Genomic DNA, 17,383 nt, shown 5'->3' on the forward strand with positions numbered 1-17,383 from the left:
CGAGTGGACCGGACCATACTCGTACGCGTGTTCCTGACGATCAGTACCACCGGCGCTCCGGAACGTCCGGCGACCGACCTCGGCTTTCTGCTGCACAAGCACCCCGACAAGGCGCAGGCGTTCTCCACCTCCCACGGCACGGCCCACGTCTTCTACCCCGAGGCGTCCGCCGAGCGGTGCACCGCGGCGCTCCTGCTGGAGGTGGATCCGGTGGCGCTGGTACGTCGAAGCAAGGGCAAGGGGAAGGGCGGAACCCCCGACGCGGCGCTCGCGCAGTACGTCAACGACCGTCCGTACGCGGCGTCCTCGCTGCTCTCCGTGGCGATGAGCACCGTCTTCAAGTCCGCGCTGAGAGGGGTGTGCCAGGCACTTCCCGAGCGCGCCCGGACGCCGCTCCCGCTGCGGATCGAGGTACCGGCGCTGCCGGCGCGCGGTGGGCCGGAGCTGGTGCGCAGGCTGTTCGGGCCGCTCGGCTGGACGAGCGTGGACGCCGTGGCCGTACCGCTGGACGAGCGGTTCCCGGAGTGGGGGGACTCGCGGTACGTACGGCTGGCGCTGGAGGGCGAGTTGAGGCTCGCCGACGCGTTGCGGCAGTTGTACGTGCTGCTGCCGGTGCTCGACGACGCCAAGCACTACTGGGTCGCGCCGGACGAGGTGGACAAGCTGCTGCGGGCGGGGGAGGGCTGGCTGGCCACGCACCCCGAGCAGAAGCTGATCACCAGCCGCTACCTGTCCCGGCGGTGGGGCCTGACCCGGCAGGCGGCACAGCGGCTCGAACTGGTGCGGCTCGCCGAGTCGGACGACCTCGACGTCGAGAACGTCGACAACGCGGTGGACGAGACCAAGGACACCGAGGAGAGGCCGGTGCCGCTGGCCGAGCAGCGGCGTACCGCGATTCTGGAGGCGCTGCGTACGGCCGGTGCGTGCCGGGTGCTCGACCTCGGCTGCGGCCAGGGCCAGTTGGTGCAGGCACTGCTCAAGGACGCCGCGTTCACGGAGGTCGTGGGCGTCGACGTCTCCATGCGCGCCCTCACCATCGCCGCGCGGCGGCTGAAGCTGGACCGGATGGGCGAGCGGCAGGCCGCGCGGGTCACGCTCCAGCAGGGTTCGCTCACATACACCGACAAGCGGTTGAAGGGCTACGACGCGGCCGTTCTCAGCGAGGTCGTCGAACACCTCGACCTGCCGAGGCTGCCCGCGCTGGAGTACGCGGTATTCGGTTCGGCCCGCCCCCGGACCGTGCTCGTGACGACGCCGAACGTCGAGTACAACGTCCGCTGGGAGACGCTCCCGGCCGGACAGGTGCGTCACGGCGACCACCGGTTCGAGTGGACCAGGGCCGAGTTCCGCGACTGGGCCGGGGACGTGGCGGAGCGGCACGGATACGGCGTCGAGTTCCGCCCCGTGGGGCCCGACGACCCGGAGGTCGGGCCGCCGACACAGATGGCCGTGTTCACGATGACCGCCGCCGGCACCCCACACCGGTCCGGAGGCCGGGCCGGGGACACACCCGAGAACGCGCCCCGGGACAACCGTGGCAACGGACCCCAGGACGGGCCCCGGAACGGATCCGACAACGGGACCGGGAATCCGGCCGAGAGCCGGGCCGAGAAGGAGGGAGAAGCCGCATGACCAGTACGTCCCGCACCCTGCCCGTGACCGACCTCTCCCTCGTGGTGCTCATCGGGGCCAGTGGTTCCGGCAAGTCCACGTTCGCCCACCGGCACTTCAAGCCGACGCAGGTCGTCTCCTCGGACTTCTGCCGAGGGCTCGTCGCCGACGACGAGAACGACCAGAGTGCCAGCCGCGACGCCTTCGACGTCCTGCACACCATCGTCGGCAAGCGGCTCGCCGCCGGCCGGCTGACCGTGGTGGACGCCACCAACGTCCAGGCCGAGGGCCGCAGACAGCTGGTCCAGCTGGCCCGCAGTCATGACGTGCTGCCCGTCGCGATCGTCCTCGACCTGCCCGAGGAGGTCTGCCTCGCCCGCAACGCGACCCGCCCCGACCGCGCCGACATGCCGCGCCATGTCGTCCAGCGCCACCGCCGCGAACTGCGGCGCTCGCTGCGCGGCCTGGAGCGCGAGGGCTTCCGCAAGGTGCACGTCCTGCGCACCGAGGAGGAGGTCGAGCACGCCGAGGTCGTGCTGGAGCGCCGCTACAACGACCTGCGCCACCTCACCGGCCCCTTCGACATCATCGGCGACGTCCACGGCTGCAGTTCCGAACTGGAGACACTTCTCGGCAAGCTCGGATACGTCGACGGCGCGCACCCCGACGGGCGCACGGCCGTCTTCGTCGGCGACCTGGTGGACCGGGGCCCGGACAGCCCCGGCGTGCTGCGCCGCGTCATGTCCATGGTGTCGGCGGGCAACGCCCTGTGCGTGCCGGGCAACCACGAGAACAAGCTCGGCCGGTACCTCGAGGGCCGCAAGGTCCAGCACACCCACGGACTGGCCGAGACCATCGAGCAGTTGGACCGGGAGGACGAGAAGGACCCGGCCTTCCGCGGACAGGTGCGGGAGTTCATCGACGGACTCGTCAGCCACTACGTGCTCGACGGGGGAGCGCTCGTCGTCTGCCACGCCGGGCTGCCCGAGAGGTACCACGGCCGCACCTCCGGCCGGGTCCGCTCGCACGCGCTGTACGGGGAGACCACCGGCGAGACCGACGAGTTCGGTCTGCCCGTGCGCTACCCGTGGGCGGAGGAGTACCGCGGCAGTGCCGCCGTGGTCTACGGCCACACCCCGGTGCCCCGTACCTCCTGGATCAACAACACCCTCTGCCTGGACACGGGCGCGGTCTTCGGCGGGAGGATGACCGCGCTGCGGTGGCCGGAGCGCGAGATCGTCGACGTACCGGCCGAGCGGGTCTGGTACGAGCCGGTCAGACCGTTGGCCACCGAGGCGCCCGGGGGCCGCGAGGGACGGCCGCTGGACCTCGCCGACGTGCAGGGCCACCGGATCGTGGAGACCCGGCACATGGGCCGTGTCGCGGTCCGCGAGGAGAACGCGGCGGCGGCGCTCGAAGTGATGAGCCGGTTCGCCGCCGATCCCCGGCTGCTCGGCCATCTGCCCCCGACCATGGCGCCCACGGCCACCTCGCGCGAGGACGGTTATCTGGAGCACCCGGCCGAGGCGTTCGACCAGTACCGGACGGACGGCGTCGCCCGGGTCGTGTGCGAGGAGAAGCACATGGGCTCCCGTGCGGTGGTCCTGGTCTGCCGGGACGCGGAGACCGCCCGCGAGCGCTTCGGCGTGGGGGACACCCCCCGCGTCCCGGGCGGTGCGGACGGTCCGACCGGCGCGCTGTACACCCGTACCGGACGCCCGTTCTTCGACGACGCCGCGCTCACCGAGGCGGTCCTCGACCGGCTGCGCACCGCCGTCACCGCGGCCGGGCTCTGGGATGAGTGGGGCACCGACTGGGTGCTGCTCGACGCCGAGCTGATGCCGTGGTCCCTCAAGGCGTCCGGCCTGCTGCGCTCGCAGTACGCCGCCGTCGGCGCCGCGGCGGGGGCGGCGCTTCCCGCGGCGGGCGACGCCCTCGCGGCAGCGGCGGCGCGCGGTGTGGACGTGACCGCTCTCGCGGACCGCCGGCGCGGGCGGGCCGAGGACGCGGCCGCGTTCACCGAGGCGTACCGCCGTTACTGCTGGAGCACCCGGGGCCTGGACGGGGTCCGGCTCGCGCCGTTCCAGGTCCTCGCCGTGGCGGGCCGTTCGCTGGCCCCGGTACCGCACGACGAGCAGCTCGCCTGGATCGACCGGTTGGTCGAGCACGACCCGACCGGACTGCTCCAGGTCACCCGTCGGCTGGTCGTCGACACGGGGGACGAGGCATCCGTGCGCTCCGGGATCGACTGGTGGCTGGAGCTGACGCGGAGCGGCGGCGAGGGCATGGTCGTCAAACCGCTCGCCGCGCTCGTGCGGGACGCCCGGGGACGGCTCGTCCAGCCCGGTCTCAAGGTGCGCGGCCGGGAGTACCTCCGGATCATCTACGGACCCGAGTACACCCGCCCCGAGAACCTGGAGCGGCTGCGCGGCCGGTTCCTCGGCCACAAGCGCTCGCTGGCGCTGCGGGAGTACGCGCTCGGGCTCGAAGCGCTGGAGCGGCTGGCGGGAGGGGAACCGCTGTGGCGGGTGCACGAAGCGGTGTTCGCGGTGCTCGCCCTGGAGTCGGAGCCGGTCGACCCCCGTCTCTGACGCCCGCCTCCGAGGCCCCGTCCGTCGGTGGGGCCAAGGGGGGCGCCCCGTCGGTCACGGCACCCGGCCCCGCCCGGCACGTCGCGCCGGGAAACGGCGCGCACGTCGTCCGTACCGGCCCGCGGCGGCCGGTACGGACTGCGTGCGCGCCGCGCGGTGCGGGAACCCGCTGGCGATTCGCCGGGTGAACGGCGCTCCGCACGGCGAGGATGGATACATGGGATTCCATGTCGACTCCGAGACCGGGCGGCTGCGCCGCGTCATCCTGCACCGTCCGGATCTGGAACTGAAGCGGCTCACACCCGACAACAAGGACGCGCTCCTGTTCGACGACGTGCTCTGGGTCCGCCGGGCCCGGCAGGAGCACGACGGCTTCGCGGACGTGCTGCGCGACCGCGGGGTGGAGGTGCACCTCTTCGGCGAACTGCTGCGCGAGTCACTGGAGATCCCGGTGGCCAGACGGCTCGTCCTGGACCGGGTCTTCGACGAGAAGGAGTACGGGCCGCTCGCCACCGAGCACCTCCGGGCCGCCTTCGAGGAGTTGCCCGCCTCCGAGCTGACCGAGGCGCTGGTCGGCGGGATGACCAAGCGGGAGTTCCTGGAGCGGCACAGCGAGCCGACCTCCGTCCGCTTCCACGTCATGGATCTCGACGACTTCCTGCTCGACCCGCTGCCGAACCATCTCTTCACCCGGGACACCTCCGCCTGGATATACGACGGGGTGTCCATCAACGCGATGCGCTGGCCCGCCCGGCAGCGCGAGACCGTCCACTTCGAGGCGATCTACCGCCACCACCCCCTCTTCACGGGCCCCGACGCGGGTGCCTTCCACCACTGGTCCGAGGGGCAGGACGACTACCCCTCCACCATCGAGGGCGGTGACGTCCTGGTCATCGGGCACGGCGCCGTGCTCATCGGGATGAGCGAGCGCACCACCCCGCAGGCGGTCGAGATGCTGGCCCGCGGGCTGTTCGACGCGGGGTCGGCGCGCACGATCGTGGCGCTCGACATGCCCAAGCGCCGGGCGTTCATGCATCTGGACACGGTCATGACGATGGTCGACGGCGACACCTTCACGAAGTACGCGGGCCTGGGCATGCTGCGCTCGTACACCATCGAGCCGGGCGACGGACCGAGGGACCTGAAAGTCACCGATCATCCGCCCGAGCACATGCACCAGGCGATCGCGCACGCCCTGGGCCTGGACTCGATCCGGGTGCTGACGGCCGTCCAGGACGTGCACGCAGCCCAGCGCGAGCAGTGGGACGACGGCTGCAACGTGCTCGCCGTCGAGCCGGGCGTCGTCGTCGCCTACGAGCGCAACGCCACCACCAACACGTATCTGCGCAAGGAAGGCATCGAGGTCATCGAGATCCGCGGCAGCGAACTGGGCCGGGGCAGGGGCGGGCCTCGTTGCATGAGCTGCCCCGTGGAACGCGACGCCGTGCGGTGACCGGGTGCGCCCCGGTGAGCGACGACTCCCTCGACGCCTCTCCGCGCCGGCCGGCCTGCGGGTCTCTCGCCGTGGCTTTCCGGCAAGGCCTGTATAGCGATGCATTGTGTCGTATAGACTTCCAAAGTCGCTGTACGTTCGATCATCGCCCTACCCAGGAGCTGTCCCATGGCCATAGACCTCGCAGGCCGCCACTTCCTCAAGGAGCTGGACTTCACGGCCGAGGAGTTCCGCGGTCTGATCGATCTCGCGGCCGAGCTCAAGGCCGCGAAGAAGTCGGGGACCGAAGTGCAGCGGCTGCGTGGCAGGAACATCGCGCTGATCTTCGAGAAGACCTCGACCCGCACCCGTTGCGCCTTCGAGGTGGCCGCCGCGGACCAGGGGGCCTCCACGACGTATCTCGATCCCTCGGGCTCCCAGATGGGACACAAGGAATCGGTGAAGGACACGGCTCGCGTCCTCGGCCGCATGTTCGACGGCATCGAGTACCGCGGCGACAGCCAGGCGGCCGTCGAGGAGCTGGCCGCCCACGGCGGGGTCCCGGTGTTCAACGGGCTCACCGACGACTGGCACCCGACGCAGATGCTCGCGGACGTCCTCACCATGACCGAGCACTGCGAGAAGCCGCTGGACCGGATCGCCTTCGCCTACCTCGGGGACGCCCGCTTCAACATGGGCAACTCGTACCTGGTCACCGCTGCGCTGCTGGGCATGGACGTGCGGATCGTCGCGCCGAGGTCGTACTGGCCGGACGACCAGGTCGTCGGTGAGGCCCGCAGGCTGGCCGACGCGAGCGGTGCGACCGTCACGCTCACCGAGGACGTCGCCGAGGGCGTGAGGGGCGCGGACTTCGTCGCCACCGACGTCTGGGTCTCCATGGGGGAGTCCAAGGAGGTCTGGGCCGAGCGGATCGAGGCTCTCGCCCCGTACGCCGTGACCATGGACGTCCTGCGGGCCACCGGCAACGCGGACGTGAAGTTCCTGCACTGCCTCCCCGCCTTCCACGACCTCGGCACCGCGGTCGGGCGGGAGGTGGCCGCGGCCCACGGTCTGACGGAGCTGGAGGTGACCGACGAGGTCTTCGAGTCCGCGCACTCGATCGTCTTCGACGAGGCGGAGAACCGGATGCACACGATCAAGGCCGTCCTGGTGGCCACCCTCGCCGGCCCGGCGGCCGGTGTCGCGGCCCCGGCCGAAGGCGACTGACTGCATGATCATGCGCCCAATTGGGTGAACATGCGCAGAGGCGATTAATATCGTGCTTCTTGGTGGGGTTCGGGCCCGGACGCTCGGACCCCGCTTGCGTGAGTGCCGCCCACGCGGCATCGCGACCCCGTCCGGCAGCCTCGTCCCCAACCGGCCGCCGTACTCCCGTCCGGCTCCGAAGCCCCGGCGGCCCCGAAGCCCCGGCGGCTGCGAGGTCCCACCGGCACCGAGGTCCCCCACAGACCCGCGTGCCGCCCCCCACATGCTCCACCAGAGAAGAGATCCCCGCCGTGAGTGCGCTGCGCCCGCCGAACCGCTCGATCCCGTCCGGTCCGCGCGTCAAGAACCCCCACCAGCTGATCGCCGAATCCGGCGCGGACCTGGAGGGGCACGGCCTCAAGCGCACCATGGGCCTCTTCCAGCTCGTGTGCTTCGGTGTCGGCGCCGTCGTGGGCACCGGCATCTTCGTCGGCCTCTCCGACAGCGTCGCCGAGGCGGGTCCCGCCGTGGTGCTCTCCTTCGTGCTGGCCGCGATCACCTGTGTCTTCACCGCCTTCTCCTTCGCCGAGCTGGGCAGCGCGATCCCGGTGTCCGGGAGCTCGTACTCCTTCGCCTACGCGACCTTCGGCGAGCGCGTCGCGTTCCTCGTCGGCTGGTGCCTGCTGCTGGAGTACGGGGTCTCGGTCTCCGCGGTCGCCGTCGGCTGGAGCCAGTACGTCAACGAACTCCTGGACAGTCTGTTCGGCGGGCAGCTGCCCGCCGTCCTCTCGGCGGGGCCCGGTGACGGCGGGCTGATCAATCTGCCGGCGGTGCTGGTGATCATGATGGCCGCCGTCCTGCTGGTGCGCGGCGTCCGGGAGAGCGCCGGGGCCACCGCCGCGATGGCCGTGCTCAAGATCGGCATTCTGGCCCTGTTCTGCGCCATCGCCTTCACCGCCTACCAGCACGAGAACCTCACGCCCTTCGTCGCGCACGGGGCGGGCGGGATCACCGCGGGCGCGTCGCTGGCGTTCTTCTCCTACATCGGCTTCGACGCCATCACCACGGCCGGCGAGGAGGTCAGGAACCCGCGCCGGAACATCCCGATCGCGATCATGGTCTGCATCGGCCTGGTCACCCTGCTCTACTGCGCCGTCGCGCTCGCCGCCATCGGTGCGCTCGGCCCGCGGGACGTCGCCGACAAGCCCGCCGCGCTCTCGATCGTCGTCGACCAGGTGACCGGCTCGGCCGTCGGCGGCGCGGTCATCGCCTTCGGGGCGGTCGTCGCGATCGCCTCCGTCGTGCTCGCGGTGATGTACGGGCAGACCCGCATCCTGATGTCGATGTCCCGCGACGGCCTGATCCCGCGCGTCTTCGAACGGGTCTCGCCGCGCACGTCGACGCCGGTCGCCAACACCTGGATCGTGGCGGTCGTCTTCGCCGTTCCGGCGGCCTTCTCGTCGCTCGACGTGGTGGTGAACCTGACCACCATCGGCACCCTCGGCACCATGGTCGTGGTGAACCTGGCGGTGATCATGCTGCGCCGCCGCAACCCCGAGGTGCGGGGCTCGTTCCGGGTGCCGCTGTATCCGTTGAGCCCGCTCCTGGGCGTCGTCTTCTGCTTGTACCTCATGTATGGGACGGGCTGGGCGACCTGGGTGCAGTTCGCCGTGTTCCTGCTGGTGGGCGCGGGGGTGTACGCCTGCTACGGCCGCAGCCGCTCCCGGCTGGGCGCGGCGGAGCCCCGATAGACCCGGGCGGCTCCCGTTCCCCGGATCCCGGCCCGCCGGGCGGCGGCCGTCGCGGCGGGGTCAGTCCCGGGGCGACGCCTGGGACGGCAGGGTGAACCACACGGCCTTGCCCCGTTCCGTCGTGCGATGACCGCAGGAGGCGCTGAGCGTACGGATGAGCAGCAGGCCCCGGCCGTGCTCCTGCCAGGGGTCCGGTTCGCCGCCGGGCGCGGGACGGGACAGGTCGCCCGGCGGTGTGGGATCGCGGTCGTGCACCTCCACCTGCCAGCCGCTCGGACAGAGCTCCACCACCAGCTCGATGGGTTCGTCGCCGCGCGTGTGCTCCACCGCGTTCGCGACCAGCTCCGCGGTGAGGAGCTCGGCGGTCCCTGAGTCGGCCGCCTCCCCGATGTCCGCCAGTGCCGTACGGATCAGCGCGCGGGCGACCGGTACGGCCACCGTCGAGTGCGGCAGGGCGATCCGCCAGGAGGCGGGAAAGGGGGCATCGGAGGGCACGGCAGCGTTTCCGTTCCGGAGTCGGGGACTCTCTCTAGGTCAATAACTTCTGAGCTTCAACCTTACGAAGCGCAACAACACAGACAAGGGTCCGCCGACCGGTACGAAGGGGGACGTTCGGCACTACGCTCTCACGGCCCCGCTTATCTCGTTCCCATGACGGGAGTCACATGCGAGTGATACGTTCGTGTGCAGGCAGCGGCCCGACGGCTGAAGGGGAGTCCCCTCCATGAGTCCGTTTCCCAGCTCCGCCCCCCGAACGGATGACTGGCGTCATCTGCGGCTGACGACGGACGACGGGGTCGCCACCGTCACCCTCGCCCGCCCCGAGAGACTCAACGCGCTCACCTTCGGCGCCTACGCCGATCTGCGCGACCTGCTCGCCGAACTGTCCCGCGAACGTGCCGTACGCGCTCTGGTCCTCGCGGGGGAGGGGCGCGGATTCTGCTCCGGCGGGGACGTCGACGACATCATCGGCGCCACCCTCGCCATGGACACCGCCCGACTGCTCGACTTCAACCGCATGACCGGCCAGGTGGTGCGGGCCCTGCGCGAAGCGCCGTTCCCCGTCGTCGCCGCAGTGCACGGCGTGGCCGCCGGTGCCGGGGCGGTTCTCGCGCTGGCGGCGGACTTCCGGATCGCCGACCCCTCCGCCCGCTTCGCCTTCCTCTTCACCAGGGTCGGTCTCTCCGGCGGCGACATGGGCGCCGCCTATCTGCTCCCGCGCGTCGTCGGCCTCGGACACGCCACCCGGCTGCTGATGCTCGGCGAACCGGTTCGCGCCCCGGAGGCGGAGCGGATCGGGCTGATCAGCGAGCTGACCGAGGAGGGCGGCGCGGACGTGCGGGCGGCGGCGCTGGCCCGCCGCCTCGCCGACGGACCGGCGCTCGCCCTCGCCCAGACCAAGGCGCTGCTGACCGCCGAACTCGACATGCCCCTCGCCGCCGCGGTGGAGATGGACGCCGCGACCCAGGCCCTGCTGATGAACGGCGAGGACTACGCGGAATTCCATGCCGCCTTCACCGAGAAACGGCCACCGAAGTGGCAGGGGCGGTAGCGCCGTGCCTCCCGATGCGACGGTGCCCGAAGCGTCGGCGGCCGATGCGGCGGTGTGCGGGGCGGCGCCCCTCGGCTCGGTGACGGCCGGTGCGAAGCCGGCCGACGGGCGACGGACCGGCGTGCGGCGGATCGCGGTCATCGGCGGCGGGCCCGGCGGCCTCTACGCCGCCGCCCTGCTCAAGCGCCTCGGCCCGGAGCGCGACATCACGGTCTGGGAACGCAACGCCCCCGACGACACCTTCGGCTTCGGTGTCGTCCTCTCCGACGAGACCCTCGGCGGCATCGAGCACGCCGACCCCGTCGTCCACGCCGCCCTCCAGGACGAGTTCGTCCGCTGGGACGCCATCGACATCGTCCACCGGGGGGTGACCCAGACCTCCGGCGGGCACGGCTTCGCGGCGCTGGGCAGACGCAGGCTGCTGGAGATCCTGCACGCGCGCTGCGACTCCCTCGGCGTACGGCTCCGCTTCCGCACCGAGGCCCCGCCCGCCGCCGAACTGGCCGCCGCGCACGATCTGGTGATCGCCGCCGACGGGGTGCACAGCCTCACCCGCGCCGCCCACGCCGACGTCTTCGCCCCCCGCCTCACCCCGCACCGCTGCCGCTACATCTGGCTCGCCGCGGACTTCGCCCTCGACGCGTTCCGCTTCGAGATCGCCGAGACCGCGCACGGCGTGATGCAGCTCCACGGCTACCCCTTCTCCGCCGACGCCTCCACCGTCATCGTCGAGATGCGCGAGGAGGTGTGGCGCGCCGCCGGATTCGACACCGCCGACGTGACGCACTCGATCGCACGCTGTGCCGACATCTTCCGCGAGACACTCGGCGGCCGGCCGCTGCGGTCCAACAACTCCGCCTGGCTCACGTTCCGTACCGTCGTCAACGCCCGCTGGTCGCACGGCAACACGGTGCTCATCGGCGACGCCGCCCACACCGCGCACTTCTCCATCGGCTCCGGCACCAAACTCGCCGTCGAGGACGCCCTCGCACTCGCCGCCTGCGTCGAGGAGCAGCCCGGCCTGCCCGCCGCGCTGGCCGCGTACGAGGCCGAACGCCGGCCGGTCGTCGAGTCGACCCAGCGGGCCGCGACGGCCAGCCTGCGCTGGTTCGAGGAACTGGGCACCTACGTCGACCAGCCGCCCCGCCAGTTCGCGTTCAACCTCCTCACCCGCAGCCGCCGCGTCACCCACGACAACCTGCGGATGCGTGACGCCTCCTTCACCACCGCCGTCGAGGAGGAGTTCGGCACCGCTCCCGGCACCCCGCCCATGTTCACCCCGCTGCGGCTGCGCGGTCTCGCGCTCCGCAACCGCGTCGTCGTCTCACCGATGGACATGTACTCGGCCGTCGACGGAGTTCCCGGCGACTTCCACCTCGTCCACCTGGGGGCCAGGGCGCTCGGCGGGGCCGGACTCGTCATGACGGAAATGGTGTGCGTGAGCGCCGTAGGCCGCATCACTCCTGGCTGCGCCGGGCTCTACACCGCCGAACAGGCCGCGGCCTGGGCCCGGATCACCGACTTCGTCCACGCGAGCTCACCCGGGACGGCCATCGGCGTCCAGCTCGGCCACGCCGGGCGCAAGGGCTCCACCAGGCTCATGTGGGAGGGCATCGACCAGCCCCTCGACCACGGCAACTGGCCCGTGGCCGCCGCGTCCCCGATCCCGTACACGGCCGGTGTCAGCCAGATTCCGCACGCCCTGGACCGGGCCGGGCTCGCGGCCGTGCGCGAACAGTTCGCGGCGGCGGCCCGGCGCGCCGACCACGCGGGTTTCGACCTGCTCGAACTCCACTGCGCGCACGGCTATCTGCTGTCCGGCTTCCTCTCGCCGCTCACCAACCACCGCACCGACGCGTACGGCGGGCCGCTGAGGAACCGGCTCCGCTACCCCCTCGAGGTCTTCGACACGGTCCGTGCCGCATGGCCCGACGACCGCCCGATGATCGTCCGCATCTCCGCCACCGACTGGGCCGAGGGCGGCACCACGGCCGAGGACGCCGTCGAGATCGCCCGCGCCTTCGTCGCCCACGGGGCCGACGCCATCGACGTGTCGACGGGGCAGGTCGTCGCCGGGGAACGCCCCGAGTTCGGCCGCTCCTACCAGACCCCGTACGCCGACCGGATCCGCAACACGGTGTGCGTGCCCGTCGTCGCGGTCGGCGCGATCTCCTCCTGGGACGACGTCAACTCCCTGCTGCTCGCGGGCCGCGCCGACCTCTGCGCCCTGGCCCGCCCGCACCTCTACGACCCGCACTGGACGCTGCACGCCGCGGCCGAACAGGACTACGGCGGCCCCGGCGCGCCCTGGCCGCCCCCGTACCGCGCGGGCAGTCGCACCCCGCCGACCGGCCGCACCGACGCCCCGAGACCCCGGCTCACCCTGGGGTGACGGGCCCGCACTCGTGGCAGAGGCACGGGTCGGGATGCGGCGCCCCGTGGTGGGCGTGCCGCTCCTTTTGCGCCACCCGCTCCAGCAGGACGGCCAGCTCCTCGGCCTCCTCCCGTGTGGCGCCGACCTGCCCCGGGCATCTGCGCAGTACCGCCGGGGCGTACACCAAACGGGCCCGGAAGGTGTGCAGATGACGGGTCCCCATGTCGATGGCGATCCAGCGACCGGTGCGCCGGGCGTGCCCCACCGCCGTCAGTTGCTCGTGCCCCGCCCCCGGGTGGGTGTCGACGACGTACACCCTCGCCCCGCCCCGGTACGCCTTCGTCCCGGGGCGGAACTCCCGGCCCAGGTCCCCGTACCGCCGCCACCGCACCACGGTCGCCGTGACCAGCCACCGGGGTGCGAACGGCCCGGGTTCGAAGGGCCGGGGTGCGGACGGCCGGGGTCCGGGAGACGCGCTCATCGGTCCGCCGCGGCGAGCAGCAGGCGGTCCGAGACCGGGCGGTAGCCGATGCGGCGGTACACCCCGTTGCTCGTCGGATTGGCGAGGTCGGTGAAGAGGAGCACCTCCGCCGCGCCGGCCTTCCGTGCCGCACGGCTCGTCTCCGCCGTCACCGCGGCCGCGTAACCGCGGCGGCGGTGCTCGGGAGGCGTGTAGACCGCGGTGATCCGCACCATGCCGGCGATGCGCGGCGAGACGCCCGCCATCGACACCGGGACGCCGCCGTCCTCCCAGAGCGTCAGCCTGCCGGACGCCGTCCGTTCGTCCACCAGCCGCTCGACATGGGCAACGGACTGGCCGGTGCGCTCGCCGAACGCGTGGTGCCAGCGCACCAGCAGTTCCCGGTCGGCCCCTGTGGCCGCCCTGGCCCGGCCGGGCGGTGCGATGACGGGCGGGGTCAGCGTTCCCAGGCGGTACAGCCGCTGTTCCTGGACCACCCGGTGACCGGGCCAGAGCGCGGTGGCCAGGGCCTCGGCGGTGGCCCGGTCCGCGTTGACCTCCGCCGGGACGGTGCCCGTCCGGGAGAGCGCGGCGGCCAGCGGACCGACCGCCTCCGGGGCGACGAGGGCGAGCACCGGCGGCCGGGGCGGGGTCTGCACCAGCGTCCCCGCGACCCGCCCGTCCGCGCCGCGCCACCACCCCAGCAGCGGATCGGCGTCACCGAAGGCACGGGGGCCGCCCAGCCGCAGGGCGGCGGTGACGGTCAGAACCAGGGTGTTCTCGGCGGGCCGTGCGGTCAGCGAGGCCCCGGCCGCGTCGAGAAACACCTCGACGTCATGGGTGAGGGTCCAGGCCATGCCTCATCCTGCCGGGAACGCCTGGGACGGGGCACCCGCATTTCCCTCAGGCACCTTCGGGACGCTCCTCGCGGAGACGGAATCGCTGCAGCTTCCCGGTCGCCGTGCGGGGGAGGGCGGGCAGGAACTCGATGACGCGCGGACACTTGTACGGGGACAGCTCGCCCTTCACGTACGTACGCAACGCCTCGGCCGACAGCTCCGCGCCCGCGCGCAGCACCACGTACGCCACCACGATCCGGCCGCGCAGCTCGTCCGCCCTGCCCACCACCGCCGCCTCCGCGACCGAGGGATGGCGCAGGAGGACGTCCTCGACCTCGGGGCCCGCGATGTTGTAGCCGGAGGAGATGATCATGTCGTCCGCGCGGGCCACGTAGCGGAAGTAGCCGTCCGCGTCGCGCACATAGGTGTCGCCGGTGATGTTCCAGCCGTGTGCCACGTACTCCCGCTGGCGTTCGTCGGCGAGGTAGCGGCAGCCGATCGGACCGCGCACCGCGAGGAGACCGGGTTCCCCGTCCGGCACCTCGCGCCCCTCGCGGTCCAGCACCCGCGCCTGCCAGCCGGGCACGGGAACCCCGGTGGTGCCGGGGCGGACCGCGTCGTCGGCGGCGGAGACGAAGATGTGCAGCAGCTCGGTGGCGCCGATGCCGTTGATGATGCGCAGCCCCGTCCGCTCGTACCAGGACCGCCAGGTGGCGGCCGGAAGGTTCTCCCCGGCGGAGACGCAGCGCCGCAGCGCGCTCAGGTCGTGCGCGTCCACGTGGTCGAGCATCAGGCGGTAGGCGGTCGGCGCGGTGAACAGGACCGAGACCCGGTGGGCGGCGAGCGCGGGCAGCAGCCGTTCCGGGCCGGACTGTTCGAGCAGCAGCGCACTGGCACCGGCCCGGAGCGGGAAGACCACCAGACCGCCGAGTCCGAAGGTGAAACCGAGCGGGGGACTTCCCGCGAACACGTCGTCGGGCGTGGGGCGCAGCACATGGCGCGAGAACGTGTCCGCGATGGCGAGCACGTCCCGGTGGAAGTGCATGCAGCCCTTGGGACGTCCGGTGGTGCCCGAGGTGAACGCGATCAGCGCGACGTCGTCCGCCGCAGTGTCCACCGGGACGTACGGTCCTCTTCCGTCCTCGGCCCCGTTCTCGGTGACGGTCCCGGTCCCGGTCCCCGCACCGGTCGGGCGGAGCGGATCGTCCGGTGCGTCACCCCCGTACACCGTGATCCGCAGCCCCGGCACCTCTGCCCGCACCAGGTCGTCGACCGACCGGACGTCGCACAGGGCGTGGCTCACCCGGGCGATCGAGCAGATGGTGGCGAGTTCGGCCGCCCGCTGCCGTTCCAGGACCGTGACCGCTATGGCGCCCGCCTTCAGCACCGCGAGCCAACAGGCTGCCAGACAGGGGGTGGTGGGACCGCGCAGCAGCACCCGGTTGCCGGGGACGACCCCCAGATCGGAGGTCAGGACGTGGGCGATCCGGTCCACCCGCTCCCGCAGCTCCCCGTAGCTCCACACCCCGCCGTCGGGGGTGCGGAAGGCGGGGCGGTCCGGGCCCAGCCGGTCGACGGTCCGGTCCAGCAGTTCCGCCGCGCAGTTGAGCCGGGCCGGATAGCGCAGCTCGGGGAGATCGAAGAGCAGGTCCGGCCACTGGTCCGGGGGAGGGAGGTGCTCCCGGGCGAAGGTGTCGAGGTGCGCTGAGGTCTTCGGGTCCATGAAGGATCGCCCCCTTGTCGCCTCTGGAGCGTATCGTTCGGGTGACGGTAGTCAACGGTCCGCGATGGACGAACGGGCGCGAAACCGTAGAAGGGCCGACGTGCGGACCGGGTACGGAACATGACGTACCGAGGGGTCCGGTGCGCGGAGGACGGAAGTCCGGCGGACAGGAGACGCAAGAACGGGGAAGACGACAGAACGAGAAGGACGACTCAGACGAGACGCGACAGGAGAGACGCCGCGATGACGGCATTCTCGCTCGATCCGGCACGGACCTCATGGTGCGAGGAGTTGAGAGCCCTCGCCGAACAGCGACTGCGCCCCCTCGCCGAAAAGGGCGAACCGGGCCACGTGAACCGCCCCTTGATCGCCGCGCTCGGCGCGTCGGGTCTGCTCGACCGGATGCTGGACTCCGGAGCGCTCGACCTCTGTCTGCTCCGCGAGTCCCTGGCCCGTGGCTGCACCGAGGCGGAGACCGCCCTGGCCCTCCAGGGTCTCGGCAGCCACCCGGTGCTCCGGGCCGGTACGCCCGCCCAGCGGGCGCGCTGGCTGCCCGAGGTGCGAGTGGGGCGTGCCGTGGCCGCCTTCGCGCTCAGCGAGCCGGGCGCCGGCTCCGACGCGGCGGCCCTGGCCCTGGACGCCGCCCCCGACGGGGGCCCCGGTCCCGGTTCCGGCACGGGCCGCGGCTGGCGGCTCACCGGTGAGAAGTGCTGGATCTCCAACGCCCCGGAGGCCGACTTCTACACCGTCTTCGCCCGTACGACCCGGGGCGCCGGATCACGCGGCGTCACCGCGTTCCTCGTGCCCGCCGACCGTCCCGGACTCACCGGCTCCGCACTGGACATGCTCTCGCCGCACCCCATCGGAACCCTGTGCTTCGACGGTGTCCCCGTCACCGCCGAGGACGTGCTCGGCGAACCGGACCGCGGCTTCCGGGTCGCCATGGACACCCTGAACCTGTTCCGCCCCAGCGTGGGCGCGTTCGCCGTGGGCATGGCCCGCGCCGCCCTGGACGCCACGCTCGCCCACACCGCCGGACGCACCGCGTTCGGCGGCCCGTTGAAGGACCTCCAGGCCGTCTCCCACCAGGTCGCCGAGATGGCCACCCGCACCGAGGCCGCCCGGCTCCTGGTCTACGCGGCGGCCGCCGCGCACGACGCGGGCGAAGAGGGCGTGCCGCGCCGCGCGGCCATGGCGAAGCTGTACGCCACCGAGACCGCGCAGTACGTCGTCGACACCGCCGTCCAACTGCACGGCGCCCGCGCCCTGCGCCGCGGCCACCTCCTCGAACACCTCTACCGGGAGGTCCGCGCCCCACGGATCTACGAGGGCGCCAGCGAGGTGCAGCGCACCATCATCGCCCGGGAGTCGTACGCGAACAGGGAGGCGTCCGCATGAGTCCGGTGCACCGGATCAACCCCGCCGAACTGTCGCCCCCGGCGGGGTTCTCGCACGCCACGACGGCCGTCGGCGGCCAACTGGTCTTCCTGGCCGGGCAGACCGCGCTAGACGTGGACGGCAGGATCGTCGGCGCCACGCTGCCCGAGCAGTTCGCGACGGCGCTCGCCAACCTGCTCACCGCCCTGCGCGCGGCGGGTGGCGCCCCGGCGGACCTGGCCCGGGTGACGGTGTACGCCACCGATGTCGCCGACTACCGGGCCCGGGCCGGTGAACTGGGCCGGGTCTGGCGCCGGTTGGCGGGCCGCGACTATCCGGCGATGGCGGTCATCGGGGTGGCGAGACTCTGGGACGAGCGGGCGCTCGTCGAACTCGACGGGGTGGCGGTCCTGCCCTGAGCGCGTAGGGCGGTCGCGAACCGGCCGTCCGTTACCGGTCTCCGCCCC

Annotated in this window: 13 protein-coding genes; 9 read left to right on the forward strand and 4 right to left on the reverse strand. The window is 72.4% G+C overall.

Going from position 1 to position 17,383, the window contains the following annotated elements:
• Positions 1–27: 27 nt before the first annotated feature.
• The 5 genes from AB0E67_RS12560 (at position 28) to AB0E67_RS12580 (ending at position 8,591) form a co-directional block, all read left to right on the forward strand.
• Positions 28–1,632 (forward strand): 3' terminal RNA ribose 2'-O-methyltransferase Hen1, encoded by a 1,605-nt coding sequence (locus AB0E67_RS12560; protein WP_362024752.1) that lies wholly within the window; start codon positions 28–30, stop codon positions 1,630–1,632.
• Positions 1,629–4,202, forward strand: coding sequence for a polynucleotide kinase-phosphatase (locus AB0E67_RS12565; RefSeq protein ID WP_362024754.1), 2,574 nt, complete (start codon positions 1,629–1,631; stop codon positions 4,200–4,202). Before AB0E67_RS12560 ends, AB0E67_RS12565 begins: the two co-directional genes overlap by 4 nt.
• Positions 4,203–4,419: 217 nt before the next feature.
• Positions 4,420–5,655: an arginine deiminase gene (locus AB0E67_RS12570; RefSeq protein WP_351518681.1), complete on the forward strand. Its 1,236-nt coding sequence runs from the start codon at positions 4,420–4,422 to the stop codon at positions 5,653–5,655.
• A 168-nt stretch (positions 5,656–5,823) separates the two neighbouring features.
• A complete protein-coding gene (gene argF / locus AB0E67_RS12575) occupies positions 5,824–6,861 on the forward strand; it encodes an ornithine carbamoyltransferase (RefSeq protein ID WP_362024758.1) in 1,038 nt (345 codons plus the stop codon).
• A gap of 290 nt (positions 6,862–7,151) precedes the next feature.
• Positions 7,152–8,591 (forward strand): amino acid permease, encoded by a 1,440-nt coding sequence (locus tag AB0E67_RS12580; RefSeq protein ID WP_362024761.1) that lies wholly within the window; start codon positions 7,152–7,154, stop codon positions 8,589–8,591.
• 60 nt (positions 8,592–8,651) lie between these two features.
• On the opposite strand, the gene AB0E67_RS12585 is transcribed toward AB0E67_RS12580, so the two are convergent.
• A complete protein-coding gene (locus AB0E67_RS12585) occupies positions 8,652–9,086 on the reverse strand; it encodes an ATP-binding protein (RefSeq protein WP_362024764.1) in 435 nt (144 codons plus the stop codon).
• Between the two features lie 229 nt (positions 9,087–9,315).
• Between AB0E67_RS12585 and AB0E67_RS12590 the strand changes: the two genes are divergently transcribed.
• Both AB0E67_RS12590 and AB0E67_RS12595 read left to right on the forward strand, forming a co-directional pair.
• The gene (locus tag AB0E67_RS12590; protein ID WP_362024767.1) at positions 9,316–10,143 is read left to right on the forward strand and encodes an enoyl-CoA hydratase family protein; all 828 of its coding nucleotides are present in this window, start codon (positions 9,316–9,318) and stop codon (positions 10,141–10,143) included.
• A 121-nt stretch (positions 10,144–10,264) separates the two neighbouring features.
• A complete protein-coding gene (locus tag AB0E67_RS12595; protein ID WP_362025517.1) occupies positions 10,265–12,535 on the forward strand; it encodes a bifunctional salicylyl-CoA 5-hydroxylase/oxidoreductase in 2,271 nt (756 codons plus the stop codon).
• Here AB0E67_RS12595 and AB0E67_RS12600 read toward each other — a convergent pair.
• From AB0E67_RS12600 to AB0E67_RS12610, 3 genes are read right to left on the reverse strand one after another with little or no spacing between them, the layout of a single operon-like run.
• The gene (locus tag AB0E67_RS12600; protein WP_362024770.1) at positions 12,522–12,998 is read right to left on the reverse strand and encodes a hypothetical protein; all 477 of its coding nucleotides are present in this window, start codon (positions 12,996–12,998) and stop codon (positions 12,522–12,524) included. The genes AB0E67_RS12595 and AB0E67_RS12600 overlap by 14 nt on opposite strands.
• The gene (locus AB0E67_RS12605) at positions 12,995–13,834 is read right to left on the reverse strand and encodes a GNAT family N-acetyltransferase (RefSeq protein WP_362024772.1); all 840 of its coding nucleotides are present in this window, start codon (positions 13,832–13,834) and stop codon (positions 12,995–12,997) included. The genes AB0E67_RS12600 and AB0E67_RS12605 overlap by 4 nt, the downstream gene beginning before the upstream one ends.
• A 46-nt stretch (positions 13,835–13,880) precedes the next feature.
• Positions 13,881–15,539 (reverse strand): AMP-binding protein, encoded by a 1,659-nt coding sequence (locus tag AB0E67_RS12610; RefSeq protein WP_362024775.1) that lies wholly within the window; start codon positions 15,537–15,539, stop codon positions 13,881–13,883.
• A 243-nt stretch (positions 15,540–15,782) separates the two neighbouring features.
• On the opposite strand from AB0E67_RS12610, the gene AB0E67_RS12615 reads away from it, so the two are divergent.
• Both AB0E67_RS12615 and AB0E67_RS12620 read left to right on the forward strand, forming a co-directional pair.
• Positions 15,783–16,937: an acyl-CoA dehydrogenase family protein gene (locus tag AB0E67_RS12615; protein WP_362024778.1), complete on the forward strand. Its 1,155-nt coding sequence runs from the start codon at positions 15,783–15,785 to the stop codon at positions 16,935–16,937.
• Positions 16,934–17,335, forward strand: coding sequence for a RidA family protein (locus AB0E67_RS12620; protein WP_362024781.1), 402 nt, complete (start codon positions 16,934–16,936; stop codon positions 17,333–17,335). The genes AB0E67_RS12615 and AB0E67_RS12620 overlap by 4 nt, the downstream gene beginning before the upstream one ends.
• Positions 17,336–17,383 lie beyond the last annotated feature (48 nt).

It is taken from the genome of Streptomyces sp. NPDC032161 (assembly GCF_040636995.1).
Taxonomy (GTDB): domain Bacteria; phylum Actinomycetota; class Actinomycetes; order Streptomycetales; family Streptomycetaceae; genus Streptomyces.

Bases quoted from the DNA above. Each gene is read 5' to 3' on its own strand.
- AB0E67_RS12570 (WP_351518681.1), top strand. From the start codon at position 4,420: ATGGGATTCCATGTCGACTCCGAGACCGGGCGGCTGCGCCGCGTCATC.
- AB0E67_RS12565 (WP_362024754.1), top strand. From the start codon at position 1,629: ATGACCAGTACGTCCCGCACCCTGCCCGTGACCGACCTCTCCCTCGTG.
- AB0E67_RS12590 (WP_362024767.1), top strand. From the start codon at position 9,316: ATGAGTCCGTTTCCCAGCTCCGCCCCCCGAACGGATGACTGGCGTCAT.
- AB0E67_RS12615 (WP_362024778.1), top strand. From the start codon at position 15,783: ATGACGGCATTCTCGCTCGATCCGGCACGGACCTCATGGTGCGAGGAG.
- AB0E67_RS12610 (WP_362024775.1), bottom strand. From the start codon at position 15,539: ATGGACCCGAAGACCTCAGCGCACCTCGACACCTTCGCCCGGGAGCAC.
- AB0E67_RS12620 (WP_362024781.1), top strand. From the start codon at position 16,934: ATGAGTCCGGTGCACCGGATCAACCCCGCCGAACTGTCGCCCCCGGCG.
- AB0E67_RS12605 (WP_362024772.1), bottom strand. From the start codon at position 13,834: ATGGCCTGGACCCTCACCCATGACGTCGAGGTGTTTCTCGACGCGGCC.
- argF (WP_362024758.1), top strand. From the start codon at position 5,824: ATGGCCATAGACCTCGCAGGCCGCCACTTCCTCAAGGAGCTGGACTTC.
- AB0E67_RS12600 (WP_362024770.1), bottom strand. From the start codon at position 12,998: ATGAGCGCGTCTCCCGGACCCCGGCCGTCCGCACCCCGGCCCTTCGAA.